Annotated in this window: 28 protein-coding genes; 13 read left to right on the top strand and 15 right to left on the bottom strand. The window is 61.7% G+C overall.

Going from position 1 to position 23,632, the window contains the following annotated elements:
- Positions 1-161: 161 nt before the first annotated feature.
- Positions 162-845 (top strand): hypothetical protein, encoded by a 684-nt coding sequence (locus A3722_RS15455; RefSeq protein WP_082849513.1) that lies wholly within the window; start codon positions 162-164, stop codon positions 843-845.
- 178 nt (positions 846-1,023) lie between these two features.
- Here the strand turns inward: A3722_RS15455 and rpmE are convergent, their stop codons facing one another.
- The 12 genes from rpmE to A3722_RS15405 form a co-directional block, all read right to left on the bottom strand.
- Entirely contained in the window at positions 1,024-1,245 is a 222-nt protein-coding gene (gene rpmE / locus A3722_RS15450) for a 50S ribosomal protein L31 (protein WP_067262252.1), read from the bottom strand.
- 11 nt (positions 1,246-1,256) lie between these two features.
- Positions 1,257-1,634 (bottom strand): 50S ribosomal protein L19, encoded by a 378-nt coding sequence (gene rplS / locus A3722_RS15445; protein WP_067627182.1) that lies wholly within the window; start codon positions 1,632-1,634, stop codon positions 1,257-1,259.
- Between the two features lie 264 nt (positions 1,635-1,898).
- A complete protein-coding gene (locus A3722_RS23470; RefSeq protein ID WP_082849512.1) occupies positions 1,899-2,060 on the bottom strand; it encodes a DUF1328 family protein in 162 nt (53 codons plus the stop codon).
- 68 nt (positions 2,061-2,128) lie between these two features.
- A complete protein-coding gene (gene trmD, locus A3722_RS15440; RefSeq protein WP_067627184.1) occupies positions 2,129-2,917 on the bottom strand; it encodes a tRNA (guanosine(37)-N1)-methyltransferase TrmD in 789 nt (262 codons plus the stop codon).
- Positions 2,914-3,705, bottom strand: a complete 792-nt coding sequence (locus A3722_RS15435) for a hypothetical protein (protein ID WP_067627211.1) — start codon at positions 3,703-3,705, stop codon at positions 2,914-2,916. The genes trmD and A3722_RS15435 overlap by 4 nt, the downstream gene beginning before the upstream one ends.
- Positions 3,706-3,720: 15 nt before the next feature.
- Positions 3,721-4,248: a ribosome maturation factor RimM gene (gene rimM, locus A3722_RS15430; RefSeq protein WP_067627186.1), complete on the bottom strand. Its 528-nt coding sequence runs from the start codon at positions 4,246-4,248 to the stop codon at positions 3,721-3,723.
- Complete coding sequence (locus A3722_RS24585; protein WP_201722045.1) at positions 4,245-4,394, bottom strand: hypothetical protein; 150 nt, start codon at positions 4,392-4,394, stop codon at positions 4,245-4,247. The genes rimM and A3722_RS24585 overlap by 4 nt, the downstream gene beginning before the upstream one ends.
- Positions 4,394-5,023, bottom strand: coding sequence for a 5,6-dimethylbenzimidazole synthase (bluB, locus tag A3722_RS15425; RefSeq protein ID WP_067627187.1), 630 nt, complete (start codon positions 5,021-5,023; stop codon positions 4,394-4,396). Before bluB ends, A3722_RS24585 begins: the two co-directional genes overlap by 1 nt.
- Before the next feature lie 16 nt (positions 5,024-5,039).
- On the bottom strand, positions 5,040-5,426 hold the full coding sequence (gene rpsP, locus A3722_RS15420) for a 30S ribosomal protein S16 (protein WP_067627189.1): 387 nt from the start codon (positions 5,424-5,426) through the stop codon (positions 5,040-5,042).
- A 48-nt stretch (positions 5,427-5,474) separates the two neighbouring features.
- Positions 5,475-5,783 (bottom strand): chorismate mutase, encoded by a 309-nt coding sequence (locus A3722_RS15415; protein ID WP_067627191.1) that lies wholly within the window; start codon positions 5,781-5,783, stop codon positions 5,475-5,477.
- Positions 5,780-7,291 (bottom strand): signal recognition particle protein, encoded by a 1,512-nt coding sequence (gene ffh, locus A3722_RS15410; protein WP_067627192.1) that lies wholly within the window; start codon positions 7,289-7,291, stop codon positions 5,780-5,782. The genes A3722_RS15415 and ffh overlap by 4 nt, the downstream gene beginning before the upstream one ends.
- 265 nt (positions 7,292-7,556) lie before the next feature.
- Positions 7,557-8,141, bottom strand: coding sequence for an FMN-dependent NADH-azoreductase (locus A3722_RS15405; protein ID WP_067627194.1), 585 nt, complete (start codon positions 8,139-8,141; stop codon positions 7,557-7,559).
- 126 nt (positions 8,142-8,267) lie between these two features.
- Between A3722_RS15405 and A3722_RS15400 the strand changes: the two genes are divergently transcribed.
- Together A3722_RS15400 and A3722_RS15395 are read left to right on the top strand one after the other, a co-directional pair.
- Positions 8,268-9,155 (top strand): LysR family transcriptional regulator, encoded by an 888-nt coding sequence (locus A3722_RS15400; protein WP_067627196.1) that lies wholly within the window; start codon positions 8,268-8,270, stop codon positions 9,153-9,155.
- On the top strand, positions 9,143-10,069 hold the full coding sequence (locus A3722_RS15395; RefSeq protein WP_201722044.1) for a DMT family transporter: 927 nt from the start codon (positions 9,143-9,145) through the stop codon (positions 10,067-10,069). Before A3722_RS15400 ends, A3722_RS15395 begins: the two co-directional genes overlap by 13 nt.
- A gap of 194 nt (positions 10,070-10,263) precedes the next feature.
- Here the strand turns inward: A3722_RS15395 and A3722_RS15390 are convergent, their stop codons facing one another.
- A complete protein-coding gene (locus A3722_RS15390; protein ID WP_067627198.1) occupies positions 10,264-10,620 on the bottom strand; it encodes an ArsR/SmtB family transcription factor in 357 nt (118 codons plus the stop codon).
- A 240-nt stretch (positions 10,621-10,860) separates the two neighbouring features.
- Here A3722_RS15390 and A3722_RS15385 point away from each other — a divergent pair, with 240 nt between their 5' ends.
- From A3722_RS15385 to smc, 7 genes are all read left to right on the top strand, one after another.
- Positions 10,861-11,211: an AtpZ/AtpI family protein gene (locus A3722_RS15385; RefSeq protein WP_067627199.1), complete on the top strand. Its 351-nt coding sequence runs from the start codon at positions 10,861-10,863 to the stop codon at positions 11,209-11,211.
- Between the two features lies 1 nt (position 11,212).
- A complete protein-coding gene (locus A3722_RS15380) occupies positions 11,213-11,974 on the top strand; it encodes a F0F1 ATP synthase subunit A (RefSeq protein ID WP_067627201.1) in 762 nt (253 codons plus the stop codon).
- Positions 11,975-12,038: 64 nt separating this feature from the next.
- Complete coding sequence (locus A3722_RS15375; RefSeq protein ID WP_007118046.1) at positions 12,039-12,263, top strand: F0F1 ATP synthase subunit C; 225 nt, start codon at positions 12,039-12,041, stop codon at positions 12,261-12,263.
- A gap of 90 nt (positions 12,264-12,353) precedes the next feature.
- Positions 12,354-12,911: a F0F1 ATP synthase subunit B' gene (locus A3722_RS15370; protein ID WP_120351898.1), complete on the top strand. Its 558-nt coding sequence runs from the start codon at positions 12,354-12,356 to the stop codon at positions 12,909-12,911.
- Positions 12,912-12,926: 15 nt separating this feature from the next.
- Positions 12,927-13,487 carry a F0F1 ATP synthase subunit B gene (locus A3722_RS15365; protein WP_067627217.1) on the top strand — a complete coding sequence of 187 codons (561 nt, stop codon included), beginning with the start codon at positions 12,927-12,929 and terminating at the stop codon, positions 13,485-13,487.
- 95 nt (positions 13,488-13,582) lie between these two features.
- Positions 13,583-13,873: a hypothetical protein gene (locus tag A3722_RS15360; protein WP_067627203.1), complete on the top strand. Its 291-nt coding sequence runs from the start codon at positions 13,583-13,585 to the stop codon at positions 13,871-13,873.
- 238 nt (positions 13,874-14,111) lie between these two features.
- Complete coding sequence (smc, locus tag A3722_RS15355; protein ID WP_067627205.1) at positions 14,112-17,567, top strand: chromosome segregation protein SMC; 3,456 nt, start codon at positions 14,112-14,114, stop codon at positions 17,565-17,567.
- Between the two features lie 135 nt (positions 17,568-17,702).
- On the opposite strand, the gene A3722_RS15350 is transcribed toward smc, so the two are convergent.
- Positions 17,703-18,059: a helix-turn-helix domain-containing protein gene (locus tag A3722_RS15350; protein ID WP_067627207.1), complete on the bottom strand. Its 357-nt coding sequence runs from the start codon at positions 18,057-18,059 to the stop codon at positions 17,703-17,705.
- Between the two features lie 164 nt (positions 18,060-18,223).
- On the opposite strand from A3722_RS15350, the gene A3722_RS15345 reads away from it, so the two are divergent.
- Positions 18,224-19,132: a LysR family transcriptional regulator gene (locus A3722_RS15345; RefSeq protein WP_236627437.1), complete on the top strand. Its 909-nt coding sequence runs from the start codon at positions 18,224-18,226 to the stop codon at positions 19,130-19,132.
- A gap of 76 nt (positions 19,133-19,208) precedes the next feature.
- Here the strand turns inward: A3722_RS15345 and A3722_RS15340 are convergent, their stop codons facing one another.
- The gene (locus tag A3722_RS15340) at positions 19,209-20,807 is read right to left on the bottom strand and encodes a phosphoenolpyruvate carboxykinase (RefSeq protein WP_067916280.1); all 1,599 of its coding nucleotides are present in this window, start codon (positions 20,805-20,807) and stop codon (positions 19,209-19,211) included.
- A 379-nt stretch (positions 20,808-21,186) separates the two neighbouring features.
- On the opposite strand from A3722_RS15340, the gene A3722_RS15335 reads away from it, so the two are divergent.
- Together A3722_RS15335 and A3722_RS15330 are read left to right on the top strand one after the other, a co-directional pair.
- Positions 21,187-21,888, top strand: a complete 702-nt coding sequence (locus A3722_RS15335; protein ID WP_067260621.1) for a response regulator transcription factor — start codon at positions 21,187-21,189, stop codon at positions 21,886-21,888.
- 42 nt (positions 21,889-21,930) lie between these two features.
- On the top strand, positions 21,931-23,619 hold the full coding sequence (locus A3722_RS15330; RefSeq protein WP_067623972.1) for a sensor histidine kinase: 1,689 nt from the start codon (positions 21,931-21,933) through the stop codon (positions 23,617-23,619).
- The last annotated feature ends 13 nt before the right edge of the window (positions 23,620-23,632 follow it).

Below are 23,632 nucleotides of genomic sequence, written 5' to 3'. Positions count from 1 at the left end.
TGGAAAGTGGCGAGGCGGCTTGTTCAGCCCGACCGTGGCAGCGCTGCCGCGTTTGGACAACAGAGGGATTTGCCTTATTTTCACCATCTAAGGCGCAGTGTAACACCGCGCCTTACCGCCCTGACTGGCGGTCCAAGTAACCGTTCAATCAAGGCCCCCTTATGGCAGATCACAACCCCGGCACATCCAGCAGTTCAAAACCGACGACCGCGCGCGGCGTGCTGCCCTCTTTGGGCGCAGTGATCGCGGAATTCGCGCTTGTCTGCCTGCTGGTGGCTCTGGTGCCGGTCACGGTTTACCTTGATACAGCCGTTCTGGGCGATGGCGTCTCCGAAGACTCGCTGACAGAACATCTGCACAATACTTTCCTCGCTATTGCGGCTGCCATCTTCATGCTGGGCGCTTACAAACATGTGGGCATGCGGGGGTACCTCACACTGGTGGCCACGCTCTTCGCCTGCATGTTCCTGCGCGAATATGACGCCGCGCTCGACCGTATCCAGCACGGGTTCTGGATTTACCCCGCCCTCGTGACACTCGCCGTGGGCAGCTTCATCGCATGGCGCAACCGCGGTACAACGCTCCTGCCGATGCTGCACCATCTGCAAACCCGCTCTGCCACCTTTGTCTATATCGGTGTGGTGCTGCTGCTCTTTTTCTCGCGGACCTTCGGCACCGGCTCCCTGTGGGAGGCCGTTATGGGCGCCGCCTATGACCCCCAAGTCAAAACCACCGTCCAAGAAGGCACCGAGCTGCTCGCCTACCTGCTGATCGCCTACGGTGCGGTGCTTTCGCACCTGCACGGCTACGGCACCCAAGCCGCCCTCCAAGAGCGCCGCCTCTAACCCCATCAGCCTATCTGCGCGCCGGCGTCCACCGATGCGCAGCCCTCCCTCATTTCATCCTTTTAAAAATACCGCCGCACCGCCTGCCAAATACGCCCGGTCCCGGCCCCATCACCCCCAAACGCAAAAGGCGCGACCCATAGGGGCCGCGCCTTTGCATTCGCAATGTAGGGTAGGCTTAGAAGCCCAGACCTGCATATTTGTTCTTGAACTTCGACACACGGCCGCCGGTGTCCATGATGCGGCCAGTGCCGCCGGTCCACGCGGGGTGCACGGAAGGGTCGATGTCGAGCGACAGCTGGTCGCCTTCTTTGCCCCATGTCGATTTCATTTCCACAACGGTGCCGTCGGTCATCTTGACGTTGATGATGTGGTATTCGGGATGTGTATCGGTTTTCATCGACCAGTCCTTTATGCGTTCGCGCGGGGCTTGTAGTGAGCGTTTTCGACGATCCGTGCGGATTTACCCCGACGGCTGCGCAGGTAGTAAAGCTTGGCGCGACGGACGCGGCCACGACGCACAACGGTGATGCTGTCGATGTTGGTCGAATGCAGCGGGAACACACGTTCCACGCCTTCGCCAAAGGAAATCTTGCGCACGGTGAAAGACCCGGCAATGCCGTGGCCGTTCTTGCGCGAAATGCAGACGCCTTCGTAGTTCTGCACACGGGTGCGGGTGCCTTCGGTGACTTTAAAGCCAACGCGAACGGTATCACCAGCACGGAAGTCGGGGATCTCTTTCCCCAGCTCGGCGACTTGTTCCGCCTCGATCTCTGCGATCAGGTTCATCTGACCTATCTCCTATGATGTTCGCGGTATTCCACGAAATTATGTCGCGACCCAGAGCTTCGGGTTCTATCGGGCAGCGCCGGGATCATTCTCGATCATGGCCCCCCGCCGGAGGTATCGTCGTCATTGCTTTATTCGCTTGCGCCGTAACGCAAAGCACCGGAGCCGCCAAAGCGATTCCGGATGTGCGGGGTATAGGGGGCAATCGTTAAAGGATCAAGGGGGCTTTCGCCGCCTTGATCCCCAGTTTTGTAGCTCAGCGCGTCAGGCCAGCGCAATCACGCCCAAGACAACGAGCAGGAAAAGCACCAGCACGATGCCGATCAGCACTTTTGCCCCGGTCATCGCAGCCCCCGACACGCGACCAAAGCCCAAGAGAGCCGCCACAGCGGCGACGATCAGCAGAATGAGAATCAGTTCAAGCATTTGGTTTCTCCCTCCAATATGGGGGATCAACGCGCCGCGCGAGGGCGGGTTCCCTAGGGGTGGCTTGCTTAGTCTTTGCCCTCAAACGCGGCCCACATGTCGGGGCGGCGTTTGCGGGTCAGGTCTTCGGCCTGCGCTTGCCGCCATTTTGCAATCTCGCCATGGTTGCCCGACATCAGCACAGGGGGGATGTCGCGCCCCTCCCATGTGGCGGGGCGGGTGTATTGCGGGTGTTCCAACAGCCCCGAGGCGTGGCTTTCCTCTTCGATGCTGTCGGCATTGCCCAGCACGCCGGGCAGAAGGCGCACGGTGGCGTCGATCATCGCTTGGGCCGCCAGTTCGCCGCCCGTCATGACGAAATCGCCCAAGCTGACCTCGGTGATGCCGAAATGTTCGATCACCCGCTCATCGACCCCTTCAAACCGCCCGCAGAGCATCGTCACCCCTGCGCAGCTTGCCAGATCGCGCGCCATGGCCTGATCGAACCGACGCCCGCGCGGCGACATATAAAGGATCGGCCAGCGCCCATGTGCATGGCTTTGCGCGCGGGCAAGTGCGGGGCCGACAACATCGGCGCGCATCACCATGCCCGCCCCGCCGCCCGCGGGCGTGTCGTCGACATTGCGGTGTTTGCCAATGCCAAAATCGCGCAGGTCGTGGGTGTGCAGCTGCCAGCGGCCTTCGTGCAGTGCCTTTCCGGTCAGGCTCGCCCCCAGCACGCCGGGGAATAGATCGGGAAACAGCGTAACGATCCGCGCCTGCCAGACATCAGCGTAATCGGGCGTATCTTGCATCAGGGCACGAGGTTTCAGACTGGGGCGTGCGCTTTGGCGTCCGTGGGAGCGGGTGGGTTTCATGCGGTTCCTGCCTGTGTCAGTAGGGCGGTCTTGGCGCGGCGGCGCGCCTGAGGGTCATCGGCGTGTCGGCGGTTGGCGTCAAGCAGAGCCTGCAAAAGATCCGCAGGCAATCGTTGGTTTGCGGGCGGTGGCAGGGTTAACTGCTTCAAAAGGTCTTGCGGTAGCTCACATAGGTCGAGGAGCGGAGTCGCAGGCCCGAGCGGCAGATCGCGGCAATCCTCCAGCCGTGTATGGTGCACCGGGCAGGGTAGGCGGTGGGTGATCTCTTGAACCATCGCGTTCAAGTCCGACGAAGGGGCATAGCGGGCAGTAAAGTCAGCAAGGTCGAGCGTCATCGACGAGGCTTTGACATGCTCCCAATAGGCCGAGGCGATCCACTCCGCCGGGGCTCTGGTGGAGAGGTAGACCATGATATCTGCCCGGGGAAAGCGCTGGCGCAGGCTGCGGGTGAAGCTGTCCAACAACTCGGGCGCGGCGCTGTAATCGGCCAGATCGCCCCGGCCCGGCAGGTGACCGGCCAGTTCCTCAGCCGAGAGGATCAGCGTGCGGCGCGGCATCTGGGGCAGGCCGTCGAGCAGGGTCTCGAACCGATGTTCGGCTTTCAACAGCGTGAGCGGATCGCGCCATGTGGAATAGCCGCGCGTGGCGTGCAGCAGGTCTTTCATATGCCAGCGCAAGCGCAGCGCGACATGGGGTTTCAAGGCGGTGCGGTTGGCGCGCAATGTGGCTTGAAGGGAACTGGTCCCGGTCTTGTGAAAGCCGGGATGCAGGATGATCCGGCGGGGCATCATCCGGCTCCGGTCTCAGCCATCCTTGCCATCCGGCAGCACGCCCAAGGGCGGGTCGGCGACGATCCGGCCCGAGGCAAGATCGACGGTCGGCACGGCGGCCTTGGTGAAGGGCAGGAAGGTGGTGGCCGAGGTGCCCGCCAATTGCAGTTCCAGCAGGTCGTCCGCCCCGTGGTTCTGCACCGTTTTCACGCGGCCCAGCAGCGCGCCACCGGTGTCATAGACCTCAAGCCCGATGAGATCGGCGTGGTAGAACTCATCATCCGGCAGGCCGGGCAGTTGGTCGCGCGCGGCAAAGAGAGAGACACCGCGCATGTCGTCGGCCTCTTCCTTGGTGGTGATCTCGGCGATGCGGGCGGCAAAGCCGTTCTTGACCGGGTGCAGCAGAGCAAGGGTGAAGGTCCGGCTGCCATCCTCGGTGCTTAGCGGGCGGTAGTCTTCAATGTCTTCGGGCACGGCACAGTAGCTTTTCACGCGCACTTCGCCGCGCACGCCGTAAGCGCCCGCGATGGCGCCGACGCAGATCAGGTCTTGGTCACTCATTGCAACAACTCCGAATTGACACAGATCGTCCCGGTCCATCCTCCGGCCCCGGCCTTGCATTCGTCCTGCATTAACTGCCGATCATAACGGATGCCAAGGACAAAGCCGAGCACCAGCACGGCCAGAAGGAACAGTAGTTTTCTCATTAACGGGTCTCGATCTTCAGGCTTGGGGCGCGGGTCTCCCAGCCCTTGGTTTCCAGTTCCGGCGTCAGGCTGTTGTCTTCGGGCCAGCCCATGCAAAGATAGGCCACCAGCGACCAGTCCCTTGGAACGGCAAGATCACGGTTCAGCCGCGCAGGGTCAAGCACGGAAACCCAGCCCAGCCCAAGGCCATGGGCGCGGGCGGTGAGCCATAGATAGTTGATCGCACCCACCACGGAATAGCGGCGCATCTCGGGCATTGTCCCGGCACCAAGGCCACTGCCCTTGTCGGTGCTCTCATCACAGTAAATCGCCAATTGCTCCGGCGCGTCGCTCATGCCCGAAAGCTTGAGCCCGGCATAGAGCGCGGCCTTCTCGCCGTCATATCCGGCAAGGGCGCGGGCATTGGCTGTTTCGAAATTCTCAAGCGCGGCTCGGCGCGCGGTGTCAGATTGCACGCGGATGATCCGCCATGGTTCCGACAGGCCCACAGAAGGGGCGAGGGTAAAGCTGTCGAGGCAGGTTTGCACCAGTGCCTCGTCCAGCGGGTCTGTGCGAAAGCGGCGCACATCGCGCCGCCATCGCATCAGGTCGTGCAGCCCGGCACGGAAGTCTTCAGAGAATGCATCCATGCCGGGCGCTCGCGGCTTATTCTGCGGAAGCTTCTTCGGCAGGGGCGTTGGCAGCTTCGGCAGCGGCAGCGGCTTTGTCGGCCTTTTCCTGCACGCGCTCTTGAGCTTTCTTGCCCGGTGCGCCCTTCTTGGGGTTGTTACGCTCGGTCTTTTCGCGAACGCCAGCGGCTTCCAGCATACGTGTCACGCGCTCGGTCGGCTGGGCGCCTTTGGCGATCCATGCTTCGATCTTTTCAACGTCCATTTTCACGCGGTCTTCGCTGTCTTTCGGCAGCAGCGGGTTGTATGTGCCCAGCTTCTCGATGAAGCGGCCGTCGCGCGGCATGCGGCTGTCGGCTGCAACGATACGGTAGAAGGGGCGCTTTTTGGAGCCGCCGCGGGCGAGACGAATTTTCATGGCCATGATGAGTAGTCCTTTGAGTTGGTGTGCAGGGTGGGGGTGACCCCCGCCTTACGTTTGGTGGCTTTTGTGGTGCTGAATGACTTCAGCGATGATGAAGTTCAGGAACTTCTTGGCGAATTCGGGGTCGAGGTCGGCCTCTTTCGCCAAATCTTCGAGCCGTGCGATCTGGGCCGCTTCGCGGGCTGGATCGGACGGGGGAAGGTCGTGTGTGGCCTTGAGTTTCCCCACGGCCTGTGTGTGTTTGAACCGCTCGCCCAGCGTATAGACGAGGATCGCGTCGAGCCGGTCGATCGAGGCGCGATGCCCCTTCAACAGCTCGGCGGCGCGGCTGGCGGTATCTGTGGTGGTGTCGGTCATTTCTTTTTCCCGAAACCGCTGAGGCCGCCGGGCAGGCCCATGCCGCCGCCGCCCATGCCGCCCAGACCGCCGGGCAGCTTGCCGCCCATCTGCTTGGCCGCCGCTTCCAGCGCCTTGGGGTCCATCTGGCTTGGGTCCATGCCGCCGGGCATCCCGCCCTTGCCCATCATGCCTTTCATGGCCTGCTTGAGCATGCCGCCTTTGCCCATTTTGCCCATCTTTTTCATCATGTCGGACATCTGGCGGTGCATCTTCATCAGCTTGTTGAGGTCAGAGACCTCCATGCCGGCACCGCGTGCGATGCGCTTTTTGCGGCTGGCTTGCAGCAGGGCAGGGTTGGCGCGCTCTTTCTTGGTCATCGACTGAATGAGGGCGATCTGCTGCTTGAGGATCTTATCGTCGAAACCGGCGTCTTCGACCTGTTTCGCCATTTTCCCCATGCCGGGCATCATGCCCATCATGCCCTGCATGCCGCCCATCTTGATCATCTGTTCAAGCTGCATCTTGAGGTCGTTCATATTGAACTGACCCTTCGCCATGCGCTTCATCATCTTCTCGGCCTGTTCGGCCTCGATGGTTTCTTGGGCCTTCTCGACCAGCGCGACGATGTCGCCCATGCCGAGGATACGGCCCGCGATGCGCTCAGGCTCGAAAGTCTCAAGCGCGTCCATCTTTTCGCCGAGACCGACAAATTTGATCGGCTGGCCGGTCACGGCACGCATCGACAGCGCCGCACCACCACGGCCATCGCCGTCCATCCGGGTCAGGACGACACCGGTGATGCCGATACGCTCGTCAAAGTTCTCGGCGGTGTGCACGGCGTCTTGGCCGGTCAGGCCGTCGACGACCAGCAATGTTTCACGTGGATTGGCCACGTCGCGCACGGCTTTGACCTGCTGCATCAACTCTTCGTCGATGGACAGGCGGCCCGCGGTGTCGAGCATATAGACGTCATAGCCGCCCAAGCCCGCCTGCGTTTTGGCGCGTTTTGCGATTTGCACGGGGCTTTCGCCTTTGACGATCGGCAGCGTGTCGACGCCGATCTGCGTGCCGAGGATGGCAAGCTGCTCCATCGCCGCGGGGCGGTTCACGTCGAGCGAGGCCATCAGCACGCGCTTGCCGTCACGCTCCTTCAAGCGTTTGGCGAGCTTCGCGGTGGAGGTGGTTTTACCGCCGCCCTGTAGACCGACCATCAGGATCGGGGCGGGCGGGCTGTCGATTTTCAGCGCGCCGGGCTCGCCTTCGCCTTTCAGCACGTCGATCAGCGCGTCATGGACGATCTTGACGACCTGCTGGCCGGGCGTGACCGATTTGGTCACCGCTTGGCCGGTCGCCTTGTCCTGCACTGCTTTAACAAAATCGCGCGCCACGGGCAGCGAAACGTCAGCCTCCAGCAGGGCGACGCGCACTTCACGCAGGGCGGTTTTGACATCTTCGTCGCTGAGCGCGCCTTGTTTGGTCAGGCGGTCAAAGACACCAGAGAGCCGTTCGCTGAGATTTTCAAACATGGGCACAGGGCCTTTCGGGTCGGTTGCACTTGCCCCTACTTAAGGACGCGCGCGAAAATGCACAAATGCCCCAGTGGGCGCAACGCGCTGACTGGGGGCGATCCCGACGCCATGCCGGGACCGGAAGGCAATGCTTCCGGAGATTGAGGGGCGTTTACGCGCTGGCGCGGCGCGAGTCAAGCCGGGCAGGGCGGGCGGCAAAGCACCGCCATGCAAAAGCCGCGCCCCGGTGACGGGATGCGGCTGTTTCTGAGCGTGAGGCTGCTTAGGCCGCGTCGCGCAGCGCGTCGATCTGGGCGTTGGCGCGGGCGATGGTGCCTTCGGCGTCCATGGCCAATTGGTCCGCCGCGACAAAGGTCACATCGGTGATGCCCAAGAACCCCAGCACAAAGCGCAGGTAGCCGCTGGCGAAATCGGCGGCGGAATCGATGCCGGTGCCGCCAGAGGCGAAGGCGACGATGACGCGCTTGTTCTCAAGCAGGCCAACGGGGCCGTCTGCCGTGTAGTTAAAGGTCACCCCGACGCGGGCGATCAGGTCAATCCACGCTTTCAACGATGCGGGAATGGTGAAGTTGTAGATCGGCGCGCTGATGACGATTGTATCGGCGGCTTGGACCTCGGCGACCAGCGCGTCGGACAGGGCGAGGGCTTCTTGATCCAAGGTGCTGCGCTCGTCGGCGGGTTTCACGCGGGCGCTGGCCCATGTGGAATCGATCAGCGGCAGGGGCTCAATGGCGATGTCGCGGGTAACCACATCGCTGTCACCAAGGGTTGAGATGATGCGGTCTGTCAGCTTACGGGTGACAGAGTTCTCGCGGTTCACGGATGTTTCGATACGCAGGGTGGCCATTTGGCGGCTCCTTGTTCCAAGGGTCAATCTGATGACATGGAATTGGGCATTGTGCTCCCGAACGCAACTGCCAGAATGAACGTGACCATGTTCGTAAATGCACAAGTCAGGAAGGCAGGGTGAACCATGGACAATTGGGATGAGATCAGGACGGCCTATCAGGTCGCGCAACTTGGCACCGTCAGCGGCGCGGCAGAGGTGTTGGGCGTGCATCATGCCACCGTTATCCGACATATTGATGCCTTGGAGGGGCGGCTTGGCGTGAAGTTGTTCCAGCGTCACGCGCGCGGTTATACGGCGACCGAGGCGGGCGAGGATCTGCTGCGGGTGGCGCGGGCCACGGATGATCAGTTCAGCCAATTGGCCGGGCGGATCAAGGGGCGCGGCAGTGACGTGTCAGGCGAATTGGTGATCACGTCGCTTGATTTCCTTGCCCCGCAACTGGCGCCATTGCTAAGCGAATTTCAGCGCCAGAACCCCGAATTGGTCGTGCGTTACCTGATCGGGGATCGCCTGTTTCGGCTGGAGTATGGCGAGGCCCATGTCGCCATCCGCGCCGGGGCCGCGCCGGACCAGCCCGACAATGTGGTGCAGCCCTATGCGCAACTTGCGGTCGGGGCCTATGCGAGCCGGGATTACGTGGCGCAATTCGGCATTCCGCAGGGGCCGGAGGACTACCACAAACACCGTTTCATCGCCGCCGATAACCGCGACAGCCGCGCGCCCTATCACAAGTGGCTTTGGGCCACGGTACCAGAGGAAAGCGTGACGTGGCGCAGCACCAGCGGCGCGGCGATGGAGGCGGCACTGCGGGCCGGGGCAGGAATCGGTGGCCTGCCCGCTGCCATGGGGCGCAATGATCCGCAGTTGGTCGAGATTCACGCCCCCCGTCCCGATTGGAGCAGTGCCCTGTGGTTGGTCACCCATGTTGATCTGCACCGGACCAGTAAGGTGCAGGCGGTGCTGCGGTTCCTGAAGGAACATGCCGAGGATGCGGTCACATGTCCCGAATAAGCGCTTCGGCGCAGGGGCATCTAGCGATGCTCTGTTTCTCGGCGCTGGTGGCGGGGTCATTCTCGCTTGGGGCGCAGGTTGCGAATGAGATCACGCCCACGGCCCTCAATGCCGTTCGGTTCGCCTTGGCCACGGTATTGGTCGGAGCTTTGGCTTGGGGACGGGGCGATATCAACCGGGCAGGCTTTGCAGCACCTTGGCGCTATTTCGTGTTGGCGGGGCTCTTTACACTTTATTTCGTGCTCATGTTCGAAGGGCTCAAGACCGCGCCGCCGGTGGCTGCGGCGGCTGTCTTTACCCTCGTCCCGGTCATGGCGGCCGGCTTCGCTTGGGTTTTGATGCGGCAGATTATGACGCCGCGCATGGCGCTGGCATTGGCGATCGGCGGGGCCGGGGCGCTGTGGGTGATCTTTCGCGGCGACCTCGCGGCTCTGTTGGCGTTCGACATCGGCCGGGGGGAGGCGATTTATTTCATCGGCTGCATCAGTCACGCACTTTATACGCCCATGGTGCGGCGGCTGAACCGAGGCGAGAGCGCGGTGATGTTCACCTTTGGCACCTTGCTGGCGGGAACGGTGCTGTTGGGGCTGTACGGCTGGCAGGATATCCGCGCGACGGACTGGGGTGCGCTTCGGCCCTTGGTCTGGATCACGATCCTATACGTTGCGGTCTTTGCCACGGCGGCCACGGTGGTTCTGTTGCAATTCGCGGCGCTGCGGCTGCCCTCGGCGAAAGTGATGGCCTATACCTATCTTACGCCAAGCTGGGTGATCCTTTGGGAGCTGGGTTTTGGCAATGCCCTGCCGGGCGGGCTGATTTGGGGTGGCGTCCTACTGACCATTCTGGCGCTTTACCTGCTGCTGCGCGACGACAGCGCGGAAAAAACACAAAAATTCAAAAAGATGCAGATTTGATGGAACCGGACCGCGTGATCCCGCGTTGGGGCGTGAAATCAAAGTGAAGGACACAACCATGCGTAGTATTATTTACCTGATCGGGTTGATCGTAGTGGTATTGGCTATTTTGCGTTTTGCATTCGGCGTCATCTGACCGTCGATTGATCCTCCCCTTGTCTTATTTACCTCGTGGCGAGGGGGGATCACTCTCTCTACTCAGACCCTGAGCGCGTCACGCCTTCCGCAGTCTCAGGCAGTTCGATTTCCAAAAATCGCTCGAAGGCATCAAGGTTCACCGGCTCAAACTGCCCGAACCCCTGCATCCAGACCGACGCATTCCGCAAAGCATCCGGTTCCAGTTTGCACCACTTCACACGGCCCCGCTTTTCCTGACTGATCAGCCCTGCCGCCGTCAGCACGCCCAAATGTTTCGAGATCGCGGCCAGCGACATCTCGAACGGCTCGGCCACGTCGGTCACGGCCATATCATCCTCCAGCAGCATCGCGAGGATGGCGCGGCGGGTGGGGTCCGCAAGGGCGGCAAACACCTGATCTAGGTCTTGGGTCATGTGCCTGCATAGCGCGGGGCGCGGGGGTGGGAAAGCAGCCATTGCGGCTAACTTAACCACCGGGTTGAATAAGCATCCGGCGCGGTTTCACTGGGATTTGCTTGCGCTGTTTCAAGGGTGCCACCGTCTCGCTCCGGCTAACCTACTGTAAAGACCCGAAAACCTGCGATGCCCAAGGTTGTTGACTCTAACCCGCCCTGACAGTAGCACCGCAGCAGATATTCCTAAGGGGATTTTGGTGTGACCAGCCCGGACCAACGGCAGCAGATGGAGCAGCTTGAGGCCAAACTGGCGGCTGCGAAACAACGCGGCGCACCCAAGCCCCGAGCGGATGAGCATTATTCTCAGGCCAATATGGCATGGCGGATGGTGATCGAACTTGTGGCCGGTCTTGGGATCGGTTTCGGCATCGGATACGGGCTTGATGTGCTCTTTGGCACGCTACCCATTTTCATGGTGCTCTTTGTAATGCTGGGCCTTGCGGCGGGGGTGAAGACGATGCTCCGCACCGCTGAGGAAATCCAGGGCAAACAACAGGCCGAACCGGCCGAACAGGATACGCCCCATTCGGGCAAGGACGAGGGAGCCTGAGATGGCAACAGAGACAAACGGCGCTGAAACAGGCGGTCTGGAATTCCACCCGATGGACCAGTTCATCGTATCGCCGCTTTTCAGCGATGATGCTTCCGTTGCTTGGTACACCATCACCAACGCCACCTTCTGGATGGCGCTGGCGGTTCTGGCCACTTTCGCGATGCTAGTTCTGGGCAGCGCGCGCCGCTCGGTCGTTCCGGGCCGGATGCAATCGGTTGCTGAGCTGGCCTACGGCTTCATCCACAAGATGGTCGAAGACATTTGCGGCAAGGAAGGGCTGAAGTTCTTCCCCTATATCATGACCCTGTTCATGTTTATCGTCATGGCCAACTTCCTCGGCCTGATCCCAACAGCCTTTACCCCCACCGCGCATTTTTCGGTGACCGTGGTGCTGGCGCTGGCCGTGTTCATCACCGTAACCGTCGTGGGCTTCGTCAAAAATGGCGCAGCTTTCCTGAGCCTCTTCTGGGTTTCCTCGGCCCCTCTGGCGCTGCGCCCGGTGCTGGCAATCATCGAATTGATCAGCTACTTCGTGCGCCCTGTTAGCCACTCCATTCGTCTGGCTGGTAACGTCATGGCGGGCCACGCGGTTATCAAAGTTTTCGCCGGTTTTGCTGCCATCGCAGTGATCTCTCCGGTGTCGGTACTCGCGATCACCGCGATGTACGGTCTCGAAGTGCTGGTGGCCTTTATCCAGGCCTATGTCTTTACCATCCTGACATGCGTGTACCTCAAGGACGCGCTGCACCCCGCACACTAACAACCCCAACAACGGCGGGGCTTCCCGTCAAAGTTTTAACTTCCAATCGTAAGGAGATACCCCAATGGAAGGTCAACTCGCACATATCGGCGCAGGCATCGCAGGTCTCGGCACAGGCATCGCAGCCCTGGGTGTCGGCAACGTTGCCGCCAACTTCCTGTCCGGCGCACTGCGCAACCCATCGGCAGCCGCAAGCCAGACAGCGACCCTGTTCATCGGCATCGCGTTTGCAGAAGCTCTGGGGATCTTCTCGTTCCTCGTCGCTCTGCTGCTGATGTTCGCTGTCTAAGCTCTCGGAACTGTAATCCTTACGAGCGGGCAGGCGCGCATCGCCGTGTCTGCCCGGCTGTAACGGCAAAGTTTCCAAGGAGAAGCCACGATGGCAACTGTAACAACCAGCGACGGGCTGGCCGACGCGACCGGCATTGCGACCCATGCTGCCGAAACGCCAGGCATGCCGCAGCTGAACTTTGATCACTGGGGCAACCAGATTTTCTGGCTGATCCTCGCGCTGATCGCCACCTACCTGATCCTGTCGCGCGTGGCTCTGCCTCGTATCGGTGCGGTTCTGGCTGAACGCCAAGGGACCATCACCAATGACATCGCGGCTGCCGAAGACCTTAAGGTCAAGGCACAGGAAGCCGAAGCCGCCTATGACAAGGCCCTGATCGACGCCCGTGCCGAGGCACAGCAGATCGTGGCCCAAGCCAAAGCGGACATGCAGGCTGATCTGGATGCCGAAATGGCCAAGGCCGATGCCGAGATTGCCGCGCAAGTGGCGGAATCGGAAAAAGCCATCGCCGAAATTCGCGCGGGCGCCATGGACAACGTACAAGCCGTTGCCAAGGACACCGCAGAAGCGCTTGTTGCCGCCCTTGGTGGCACGGCAGATGCTACAACCGTTGATGCCGCCGTCGACGCGCGGATGAAAGGATAAGCCATGACCAAATCCATGCGCCTGACACTTTCGACCCTGCTCGCTGGCATGGTGGCTTCGCCTGCTTTTGCGGCCACCGGACCTTTCTTCTCGCTGCGCAACACGGACTTCATCGTGCTGCTGGCCTTCCTGCTGTTCCTCGGTATCTTGATCTATTTCAAGGTTCCGACGCTGTTGATCGGCATGCTCGACAAACGCGCCGATGGCATCAAGACCGAGCTGGAAGAAGCCCGCGCCCTGCGTGAAGAAGCGCAGACTTTGCTCGCCTCCTATGAGCGCAAGCAGAAAGAGGTGCAGGACCAAGCGGATCGCATCGTGTCTTCCGCCAAGGAAGATGCCCGTCTTGCTGCCGAACAGGCACGGGCGGATATGGCCAAGTCGCTTGACCGTCGCATGGCTGCCGCGAAGGACCAGATCAGCTCGGCCGAGGCCGCCGCTGTGAAGGAAGTCCGCGACCAAGCCGTGACGATCGCTGTGGCCGCTGCGCGCGATGTGATCGCCAAGCAGATGACCGCTGCACAGGGCAACAAGCTGATCGACGATGGCATCGCCCAAGTCGAAGCCAAGCTGCACTAAGCCAGCGCCCCATCGAATTTTGAAAGCCCCGGTTTCGCCGGGGCTTTTTCTTTTGGGTTAGGCTTTTATTAACCCAACCGCGACAGGCTCAAACCATGCGTTTGCTCCTTATCATTGCGGTGGTGATCGGCCTTGCGGCCTGTACGGCGCCTAGTCGGGACTTCAGGGGCATTCCGGCCCAACGCATTACCGTGGAGGGTTCGGTGTTCGATGTGCGTGTCCGGGGGGAGCGGGCGGAAGCGGTGCGGGTGAACACCCAATACGCGCCGCGCTTTGGCCCCATCCGCGGGCGGGCGGGGCGTGCGATGGCACAGTCGAGCGGCTGCGAGGTGAAAGAGGTCTTGGGCGATCAGGCGCTGGCCGTTGGCGTGTTGGATTGCGACTAGAGGGCGCTTGCTGTGGTTGAGGCGGAACACCGGGCTGTGACTTGGACGGCGTCAGAATGACGACACGCGCCGATCCGGCGGGGCTGGCGGAGGCCAGTCTCGGAAATGGCCGAGAGACGACAATATCTTGTGGATAACCGCCGACCGCCCCCTGTCCCTTGGGGCTTTTGATTGACTCGGACCCGTGCCAAACGGCAAGTTCGCCGCTCAGGCAAGAATCAATCACGGCAGGGCAAACTTGCGTTTTTCCAAACTCAGATTAACCGGCTTCAAAAGCTTCGTGGACCCGACTGACCTCGTCATTTCAGACGGGCTGACCGGGGTCGTGGGGCCGAACGGCTGTGGCAAATCCAACCTGCTCGAAGCCTTGCGGTGGGTCATGGGCGAAAACCGCCCGACCGCCATGCGGGGCGGCGGCATGGAAGACGTGATCTTTGCCGGGGCCGCCTCGCGCCCGGCGCGTAACTTTGCCGAAGTGGCGCTGCATCTCGACAACAGCGACCGGCTGGCACCTGCGGGCTTTAACGAACAAGACGCGCTTGAGATCGTGCGCCGCATCACCCGCGATGTCGGCAGCGCCTACAAGGTGAACGGCAAGGATGTCCGGGCGCGGGATGTGCAGATGCTCTTCGCCGATGCCTCCACCGGGGCGCATAGCCCGGCGCTGGTCCGGCAAGGGCAGATTGCAGAGCTGATCAACGCCAAGCCGAAAAGCCGCCGCCGCATTCTGGAAGAGGCTGCGGGCATTTCCGGGCTCTACCAGCGCCGCCATGAGGCCGAATTGAAACTTAACGGGGCCGAACAGAACCTCGCCCGTGTTGATGATGTGGTTGAACAATTGGCCGCTCAATTGGCCACGCTGGCCCGGCAAGCGCGGCAGGCCGCGAAGTACCGCGAGATTGGCGAAGCGCTGCGCCGCGCCGAGGGCTCGTTGCTCTACCGCCGCTGGCGCGAAGCAGACGAGGCGCGCGGCAAGGCCGAGGATGACCTGCGCGCCCGTGTTGCCGCAACGGCAGAGGCCGAAGCGCAGGTGCGGCGCGTGGCGGAAGGGCGGGAGGAGGCCGAGGCCGCCTTGCCCGCCTTACGCGAGGAAGAAGCGATTGCGAGTGCGATTCTGCAACGTCTGACCACACAGCGCGACACGCTGGCCGATCAAGAAACCCGTGCCGCGTCATTGATCGACACCCTGACCAGCCGCATCACCCAGTTGACCCGCGATATCGAGCGGGAAGGCGGGCTGAACCGCGACGCGGAAGAAACGATCGAGCGCCTCGAAAGGGAAGCGTCCGAGCTTGCCACAGCCGATGAGGGGCACGACAGCGCGCTTGAGGCGGCGGCAGAGGCCGCGCGCGAGGCGGCGGAAGTCTTGCAGACCCGCGAGGCGGACCTTTCCCAGCAGACCGAAGATGTCGCCCGTTTGGCGGCGCGGCACAGCTCGGCCGAACGTCTGCTTCAAGACAGCCGCAAAACGCTAGAGAAGTCGGAAGCCGAAGCCCGCAAGGCCCGCGCTGCAGTCGCTCAAAGCCAAGCGACCCTCGACAAAGCTGGTGTGGATTTCGCAGCGGCCCAGCAGGCCGAGGCGAGCGCCGTTAGTGCCTCAGCCGCGGCGGATGCGGCTCTTTTGGCTGCGGAAGAAACCCGCGCCGACACGCAGTCGCGCGAAGCCGATGCCCGTGCAGAGCGGTCCGAGGCCGAGGGCGAGGCCAATGCGCTGCGCGCAGAGGTGGGCGCGCTGGCAAAGCTGGTCGAACGCGACACGGCGGAAGGCGGGCAGATCCTCGACCGGTTGCAGGTCGAACATGGGTTTGAAAAGGCGCTTGGCGCGGCTTTGGCCGATGACCTGCGCGCGCCGGAAGTTGCTACCGATCGACCCTCCGGTTGGTCGATCTTGGCGGGCTACCTAGAGGCGCAGCCGCTGCCCGAAGGGGCGACGCCGCTGACGCAGCATGTCACGGTCCCGAAGGTGCTGGAACGCCGCATGAGCCAGATTGGGCTGGTGGATCCTGAGGCGGGCGCGCGGCTTCAGGCGCAGTTGCTGCCCGGGCAACGGCTGGTCTCGGCAGAGGGTGATCTTTGGCGGTGGGACGGGTTCCGAGCCATGGCCGAGGATGCGCCATCGGCTGCGGCCCTGCGCCTGCAGCAGTTGAACCGGTTGGAAGTTCTGAAACAGGCGCTGGAACAGGTGAGCGAACGTGCCGATGCGGCACGGGCCACGCATGAAACCCTGCAGCAGCAGTTGGCCGAGCAGGCCGAGGCCGACAAACGTGCCCGCGAAGCGCGGCGCGACGCGGATCGACAGGTGGCCGAAGCGGGGCGCGCCCTGAGCCGGGCGGAGGCGGATCGCAACCTTGTTCAAAGCCGTCTGGAATCCCTTGGCCTTGCCGTGAAGCGCCATGAGGAGGCCGCGATTACCGCGCGGGCCGAGGTGATGGACGCCGAACGTACCTTGGCGGGCTTGGACGATCTTGCCGCTGCCCGTGCGACTGTCGACGATATCCGCATGACGGTCGAAGCGTCCCGGATCACGATGATGTCGCGCCGCTCGGCCCATGACGAATTGCGCCGCGAAGGCGAAGCCCGCAGACGCCGGGTGCAAGAGGTCTCGAAAGAGGCCAGCGGCTGGCGGCACCGGTTGGAGACAGCGGGCAAGCGCACCGCCGAATTGGTTGAACGCAAAGCCGCCTCCGAGGCGGAGTTGGCCGAGGCGGGTGCCGTGCCGGCGGAAATCGCGGCGAAGCGGGAAGAATTGTCAGGTGCGATCACCGCAGCCGAAACGCGACGCACCCATGCGACCGACACGCTGGCCGCCGCCGAAGCTGCGCTGAAGGCGGCGACGGATGCCGAACGCGACGCGGAACGGCAGGCCTCGGACGCGCGGGAAGCCCGCGCCCGGGCCGAGGCGCGCAGCGATGCCGCGCGTGAGACGGTGACCCATGCGGCGGACCGTATTCAAGACGAGCGGCAAGTCACGCCCGAGGTCCTGCGCGATGCGCTGGACATCGAGGCGGATCAGACCCCGCCGGTGGACGCGCTGGAAGAGGACGTAAATCGTTACAAAAGGCAGCGGGATTCCTTGGGCGCGGTGAACCTGCGCGCCGAGGATGACGCCAAAGAGATACGCGAAGAGCACGGCGCGCTGCTGACCGAGAAGGCCGATTTGGAAGAGGCAATCAAGACCCTGCGCAGCGGGATCGCGGGCCTCAACCGCGAGGGGCGGGAGCGGCTGCTTACGGCCTTTGAACAGGTGAACGCGAACTTCTCTATGCTGTTTACCCACCTCTTTGGTGGCGGCGAGGCGAACCTCGTGATGGTCGAAAGCGATGATCCATTGGAAGCCGGGTTGGAGATCCTGTGCCAACCGCCGGGCAAGAAGCTGAGCACCCTGAGCCTGCTGTCGGGCGGGGAGCAGACCTTGACCGCGATGGCGCTGATCTTTGCCGTGTTCTTGGCCAATCCGGCGCCGATCTGTGTGCTGGACGAGGTCGACGCGCCGCTTGATGACGCAAATGTGACCAGGTTCTGCGATCTGCTGGATGAGATGTGTCGTCAAACCGATACGCGGTTCCTGATCATCACGCACCATGCGGTGACGATGGCTCGGATGGACCGGCTCTTTGGGGTGACCATGGCGGAGCAGGGGGTCAGCCAGTTGGTTTCTGTCGATCTTAAGAAAGCGGAAACCCTGGTCGCGTAAAGGTGGGAGACGCCGGTTGCGAGGACCGGCCCTTAAAGCGTGCGCGCATCAGGTTGCCGCGGGGTTGCGTGCTGCCGTGAAGCTGTTGCAAGCCGCGTGGCCGAGGCCGTAGTTAGCGTGGACAGAGAGCCGCGATCAGCTTTTGCGCGACACTGTGACGCCAGAGACGTCCTCAATAAACGTTAGAATTCGGGCCTTTACCGCATCGTCCTTGATGGAGCCGATGGCATTCACGATCTCAAGGGAGGGGTCATTGCTGTTCTCGGGGTGGTCGTCATCCAGCCCTTCGAAGAAATAGCCGGGGGTCACATTCAGTATCCGGGCAAGCTCATGCAGGCGGCTGGCGGCAATCCGGTTGGAGCCGATTTCATACTTCTGGATCTGCTGAAACGACAGCTTGAGTTCACGCGCCACATCGGTCTGGGATTGCCTTCGCAGGGTGCGGGCCTGCTTGAGTCGGCGACCGACGTGAACGTCTACAGGGTGGGACATAGTTCAATACCTCAGGTTGAGTACAATACATTCACTACCCGCAATGTGTTGAGGATCAATTGCCTAGATATGGCCCCTTTGGGTTAACCGATTTACCTTGGCTGGATGGATTATGTTGCGTTACCGGATGATTCATGTACCATCCGTTGCCTATGAACCAACATATGTCCGATATTGAGCCGGTCGCACCCGTGCCCCCGACTCCGCAAAAGGACCCTGCGCCGGCCCTTTTGTTCGAGATGATACGCTCATTCGTGACTTTGGCGCAAACGCTGAACCTCAGCCATGCGGTTGCTCAACTGGCAAGCACGCGGCAAACGGTTCGGCGGCATATCCAGCAATTGGAAAAGGCGATGGGCGCGCCGCTGTTCACGATTGAGAACCGGCGCTATTCCCTGACTAAGGCTGGCGTGGAGGCCTTGCCCGAAGCGCGCGATATCATTGACCGGGGCAAGCTGTGGCTGGATGGCAAGACGCGCCACGCCGACGGGATGCTGCGCCTTTCGCACGAAGAGCCGAACGGGTGGAGTTTTCACCAGCAGCAGCAGCCCTTGTCGCTGATCTGGGATGGGGGCTCCGCGATGATGCAGGCCGCGCTTCAGGCGTGGTGCATGAGCCGGGGAGAGTTGGAGAGCGAAGCCTTTCGCGCCATGCGCCCCTATGTGCTGGTGTATCGCGACTCGCCCAATGGATGGATCTGTACCGAAGTGGGGGAGAAATCGTTCTACACGCAGTGGTGGGGCTGGACCAACGCGCGCAGCAGCATCGGACGGCCACTGAAGCTGTTTCCGGGCGGGCCCGAGTTTGAGAATATGCTGAACTTCCCCTTTCGAGAGGTGGAGGCGACCTGTGGCGTTCGGTTGGACGAGGTGGTTACCCAAATCCCACGCGAAGAGGGTGGCGAGCCGGTGCCCTTGGCCTACAAACGCCTGCTGATGGCCGGGCGGTATCCGGACAAAAGCTTTGCCCTGATCGCGGCGGTGGACCGGTCGACCTCAGTGAATATCGCCGGTGTTGATGACAGCTTCCTGCGCGAGATGCCTTTGGACGCAAAAGTAACATTCGCAGGCTGACGAACGTTGAGGGCAAGATGCAAAAAGGGCCGCCCATCAAGGCGGCCCTTTCTGTTTTGGATGCTAACGCAAAGGCTTAGCTGATCGCTGCGGCTTTCACATCATCGTCGATATAGGGCAGGTATTGTTCAAAGTTGTCCGAGAACATCTTGACCAGTTTGGCCGCCTGACGGTCATAGGATTCCGGATCGTCCCATGTGCGGCGCGGGTCGAGCAGGATGTCGGCGACGCCGTTGACCGAAACCGGAACGTCGAAGCCAAAGTTCGGGTCTTTGCGGTATTCAGCCTCTGCCAGACGCCCCTCAAGCGCGGCACTCAGCAAAGCGCGGGTGGCTTTGATCGGCATCCGCGAGCCGGTGCCGTAGGCGCCGCCGGTCCAGCCGGTGTTGACCAGCCAGCAGGTGGCACCATGCTGGGCGATCTTCTCGCGCAGGAGGTTGCCGTAGACCTCGGGGCGGCGCGGCATGAAGGGCGCGCCGAAACAGGTGGAGAATGTGGGCTCAGGCTCGGTCACGCCACGCTCGGTGCCCGCCACCTTGGAGGTGAAGCCCGACAGGAAGTGGTACATCGCCTGCGCCGGGCTGAGCCGCGCGATCGGAGGCAGCACACCGAAGGCGTCGCAGGTCAGCATGATGATGTTCTTGGGGTGGCCGCCGACGGCCTTCTCGCTGGCGTTGGAAATATAGTGCAGCGGGTAGGCGGCGCGCATGTTGGCCGTGAGCGAGTCGTCATCGAAGTCCAGCTCGAAGGTATCGGGATCGAAGACCATATTTTCGATCACGGTGCCGAATTTAGAGGTCGTCGCGTAGATTTCCGGCTCTGCCTCGGGGTTGAGGTTGATGGTCTTGGCATAGCAGCCGCCTTCGAAGTTGAAGGTGCCGTTGTCGGACCAGCCGTGCTCATCGTCGCCGATCAACGTGCGCTCAGGGTCAGCCGAGAGGGTGGTTTTGCCGGTGCCCGACAGGCCGAAGAAAACGGCCGTATCAACGGGGTTTCCGGTGGCATGGTTGGCCGAGCAGTGCATCGGCATGATGCCTTTCTCAGGCAGCAGGTAGTTCAGCAGGGTGAAGACCGACTTTTTGTTCTCGCCCGCGTATTCAGTGCCGCCGATGAGGATCATCTTGCGGTCGAAGTTCATCGCGATCACTGTCTCGCTGCGGCAGTTGTGCTTGGCCGGATCAGCCTGGAAGCTGGGGCAGTTGATCACGGTGAAATCGGCGGTGAAGTCCTGCAGCGCTTCGGCATCGGGGCGGCGCAGCATGGTGCGGATGAAAAGCCCGTGCCATGCCAGTTCCGTTACCATCCGTACGTTGATCGCATGCTTGGGGTCTGCTCCGCCAACGAGGTCTTGGACGAAGTAGTCTTTGCCCTGCATATGGCCGATCATGTCTTGATAGAGCGCGTCAAACCCTTCGGGCGACATCTCGGCGTTGTTTTCCCACCAGATGCTGTCGGCCACGCTGTCGGTTTTGACCACATGTTTATCTTTGGGCGACCGGCCTGTGAACTTGCCGGTGGTCACCAGAAAGGCACCGCCTTTGCCAAGGCTGCCTTCGCCCCGTTTCAATGCCGCCTCGACCAGCGCAGGCTCGGTCAGGTTGTAATAGACATCGCCGAGCCCGCTGATCTGTTGATCTTCGAGGCTGAACTGCGGGTTTACCCGTCCAAATGTCATGTGATGTCTCCTGTGGTAGCGCGTGAGCAGCGCAGTACGTGTCCGAGCGGGCGCAATTGCCCTGGGCATCGGGGGCCTTGAGAGCCTCTTAACACGGGCGTTTTCAGGTTGAACAGGCAGCTTTGTCACAGTTAGCGCCATCATGTAAAACTTTGTTTCGAAGCGCTTAGATCCCGGCCCAAAGCGATGCGCACCGCCCTAGTCTTATCTTGGGTAAGAGTAATTAAAGTGCGGCAATTTAGCCATTCCTAACCAAATTATGACCGAATTGGTGCATCTCAAAGGCACGATTCGCACTTAAGGATTGATTCGATCTGTAATATTGGAGATCACTGACTCCAAAAATAAGAACGAATTGAGCAGCATAAGGAAGCAGGCAATGTCAAAGATTGCATTGGTAGACGATGACAGGAACATCCTGACATCTGTTTCGATGACTCTTGAAGCTGAAGGCTTCGAAGTGGAGACCTACAACGACGGTCAAGCCGCGTTGGACGCCTTCAACAAGAAACTGCCGGATATGGCAGTGCTGGACATCAAGATGCCCCGCATGGACGGCATGGATCTGCTGCAACGTTTGCGTCAGAAAACCGCGATGCCGGTGATCTTTTTGACCTCCAAAGATGATGAGATCGACGAGGTGCTGGGCCTGCGCATGGGGGCCGACGACTACGTCAAAAAGCCGTTCAGCCAGCGCCTGCTGGTCGAGCGTATTCGCGCCCTTTTGCGCCGCCAAGACGCGGTGGAGACGAATGAGGTCGGCGATACCGAAGAGACCAAAGTGATGGAACGTGGCGATCTGCGGATGGACCCGTTACGCCACGCGGTCAGCTGGAAGGGCAAGGACGTGTCTCTGACCGTGACCGAATTCCTGCTGTTGCAGGCTCTCGCACAGCGCCCAGGTTTCGTGAAATCGCGCGACCAACTGATGGACGTGGCCTATGACGATCAGGTCTATGTGGATGACCGGACGATCGATAGCCACATCAAGCGCCTGCGCAAAAAGATGCGCAGCGCAGATGATGAATTTTCGGCGATCGAGACGCTTTACGGCATCGGCTATAGATATAACGAAGAGTAAACCCGGCGCTTAACGCGGGTCGAAAGGAAGCTTGTGCGGGACATGGCTGCTGGCAGGGACGGTGATGTTGTACTGGGGGACGATTGGGTCACTCCTGACAGTGCCGCGCCGGATGAAATTCGGGTCAAGCGCGAACGGCGGGGGCTGTTCTCGCTCCGCTCCTCGCCGCTGACACGCAAGATCATTACCTTTAATCTCATCGCGCTCAGCGTTCTGGTGGCGGGGATCCTCTACCTCAATTCCTCGCGCGACAGTCTGGCGCTACAACGCGCCGCGGCGCTGGTGTCCGAGACGGAGCTGATCGCCGATGTGATCGAAGCGCAGCTTCCCGCAGGCGCGCCTGTGAACCTGACCACCGGCGACGGTGTCGACGTGGCCGCCACGCTTGAGGGGCTGGACCTGCGCGGCGGCATCGAAGTTTTCGTCTATGACCCGGCGGAAACGCTGGTGGCCCGCACCGCTGGCAGCCTGACCGTCGCCGAAGCCCTCGCCGCTTCCGAGGCGGGCGAGCGGACGCTGTTGAACGACGGGTTGAACTGGCTTTGGGAGCGTGTCTCGGCCCCCTTCGGCACGGATGAGGTCACCGCCTCCCCACCGCTCGAAGAACAGTTGCGCGGCATGGTCGGCACCAGCGTGACCGGCGGCACCCGGCTGGAAGGCACGCTTGCCATCGAAGGAGGCACGCTGTTCAGCGTGGTGACCCCCATCATGCAGGGCGACACCCCCGTCGGCGTGGTCGCCGTGGCCAGCGCGGCGGGAGAGATTGACCGCCTTGTGCGCAGCGAACGTGAGCGCGTTTTGCAGATGTTCGTCATCGCCACACTGGTCTCTATCGGGCTCAGCCTCGTGCTGGCCTCGACCATTGCCAACCCGCTGGCCGAACTGTCCACTGCCGCCGAACTTGGCCGCGACAAGGATGCGCGCAAGATGAACCCCGGCCGCATCCGCATCCCCGACCTGACCGCGCGCCCCGACGAGATCGGCCGCCTGTCAGGCGCACTGCGCGGGATGGTCTCGGCGCTTTACAACAGGATCGACGGTAACGAACAATTCGCCGCCGATGTGGCCCATGAGATCAAGAACCCGCTCGCCTCTCTGCGGTCTGCTGTCGGCACCCTGCGCATGGTCAAACGCGACGACCAACGCGAGAAGCTGCTGGATGTGATTGAGCATGACGTGCGCCGCCTCGACCGGCTGGTCAGCGACATCTCCAACGCCTCGCGGCTTGATTCCGAACTGGTCAAGGAAGAGGAAGAGCCCTTCGACCTGCTGCAAATGCTGGGCAATCTGGGCCAGTATCTGGGCGAGGATGCGAAATCCAAGGGCATCGACTTTATCACCGATCTGCCCGCCGCGCCGATCACCGTACATGGGCTTGAGGCCCGCTTGGCGCAGGTGTTTGTGAACCTTATCACCAACGCGATCTCTTTTTGCGAAGATGGAGATGCGATCCGGGTCTGGGCGCGCAAGCGTGCCAACCGCGTGCTGATCGTGGTCGAGGACACCGGCCCCGGCATTCCCGAACAGGCGCTTGGCAAGATTTTCAAACGCTTCTATTCGCAGCGCCCGGAAGAGCATTTCGGCAATAACTCCGGCCTGGGCCTCGCGATCTCGAAACAGATCGTCGAAGCCCACGGCGGGGTGATCTGGGCCGAGAATATTCGCCCAACTGAGGCCGACATCACCTCCGAACCGCTCGGCGCGCGTTTCGTCGTGGGGCTGCCTACATAAAGCACGGGCGCGG

Origin of the sequence: Sulfitobacter sp. HI0027, from assembly GCF_001634775.1 — a bacterium.
Lineage (GTDB): Bacteria > Pseudomonadota > Alphaproteobacteria > Rhodobacterales > Rhodobacteraceae > Sulfitobacter.
Note: the sequence above shows the minus strand (reverse complement) of the source record. Positions and strands in the feature narration are given on the sequence as shown.